Source organism: Flavobacterium sp. AK-301 (assembly GCF_058310215.1).
The window spans coordinates 1-1,746 of the sequence record NZ_JBZEES010000033.1 but is presented as its reverse complement, the minus strand read 5'-3'; the positions used below and the strand labels follow the sequence as shown (position 1 = coordinate 1,746).

At 35.4% G+C, this 1,746-nt stretch carries 1 protein-coding gene; it reads right to left on the bottom strand.

The window, feature by feature from the left end; translation table 11 throughout:
• Positions 1-65: 65 nt before the first annotated feature.
• Positions 66-1,746, bottom strand: a 1,681-nt coding sequence (locus AC4FQX_RS15085) for a fibronectin type III domain-containing protein (protein WP_491168546.1), incomplete at its 5' end; no start/stop codon positions are given.

Sequence of the window (1,746 nt, the reverse complement as noted above, 5' to 3'; positions counted from 1 at the left end):
AAAAACCCCCTGATGCATTTGTTTAGGCATTAGGGGGGTATTTAGATTGGGATTTTTTATTTTTTTTAGTTCTTAATAAATCTAAAGTTCTTTCCCAGAAGATTTAAATGATAAGCATTAGGAGATAGATCAGATACATCTATTTTAATTATATCTTCCACTTTTACCTGAACGGTCTTTATGACTCTTCCTCTTTTATCATAAATCTTTACCTGAGCATAAGTCTGATCAGTAACTATTCTTTCAATGTTTAATACCTCTTCTACGGGATTTGGATACAATTTTATAGCAGATGAAGGATTTGTATTATTAATATCGGTATCAGTATCAGTAAGAGAATTTTCTTTAGAGTTCACTCTTAAGCTATAGCATTTATTTAGATCATATGACCCTCCATACACAAATAGGTAATATATACCGGTTTTTAAATTATTCATAGAGATTACCTCTTGTGTAGTTCCTTCTTTACTGCTACTGGCTATATATTCTTTTTTACTGTTATACAATACCAAGTCATAGTCTTTAGGCAGATTATCCAATATGATTTCTACTTCAGAATTAGAAGATAAGCTAAACTTGTAGTAATCTTTATCCGTAGTACTTCCGATTCCAGCATTATAGGTTGTATTTACCGCTATCAGATAAGCTGTAACAAAGGTTTCATTCGGTTCATAATTATTAATACAGGTGGGTATTACAACTGTTATAGTAGTAAAGTCTGTTCCCGTAGTAGAAGTACTGCTTCCCGTAGGGAAATTGGCTTTTACTTTCCAACTATAAGTCGTATTGGCAGTTAAATCGTTTAGAGCATAATAAGCTGTTGATGTAGTATAGGTAGTCCAACTTGAAGCAGCAGTTGTTTTATACTCTACAGTATAAGAAGTAGCCTCGCTAATTGCATTCCAGGTTAATTGAGCACTATTGTCGGTAATTTCACTAACAGTTAATCCGACCGGAGCACTGATAGATATTGTTGTAGTGAAGTCCGTTCCCGTAGTAGAAGTACTGCTTCCCGTAGGGAAATTGGCTTTTACTTTCCAATTGTAAGTTGTATTAGCGTTTAAATCCTTTAGAGTATAATAAGTTGTTGATGAAGAGTAGGCAGTCCAACTTGAAGTAGTAGTAGTCTTATATTCTACGGTATAAGAAGTAGCTCCGTTAACGGCATTCCAGGCTAATCGAGCACCTTTGTCAGTAATTTCACTAACAGTTAATCCGACCGGAGCAGTAATAGGCAATATTGTAGTGAAATTCGTACCCGTAGTAAGAGTACTGCTTCCCGAAGAGCAGTTAGCTTTTACTTTCCAATTGTAAGTTGTATTGGCAGTTAAGCCGTTTAGAGTATAGTAAGCTGTTGATGTAGTGTAGGTGGTCCAACTTGAAGCAGCGGTTGTTTTATACTCTATAGTATAAGAAGTAGCCCCGCTAATTGTATTCCAGATTAATTGGGCGCTATTGTTAGTAATTGCATTTACCACTAATCCCCCGGGAGCTGTAGAGCAAGTAGTTCCTAAGCTTTTAAAATCAGTACCTTTAACATACTCTCCATAATCTGACTCTGAATTACAGTTTACCCTTACTTCCCAGGTATACGTCTTATTAGGTTCTAATGTAATAGAAATAGAGTTTTTAGTTGTATTATGATTTTTCCATTCCGTATCCGAAGTAGCCTTGTATCTTAGTGAATAGGAAGAAGCCCCACTAACGGTATTCCATGAAAGAACAGCGTCTTTTCCAGTAATTGAA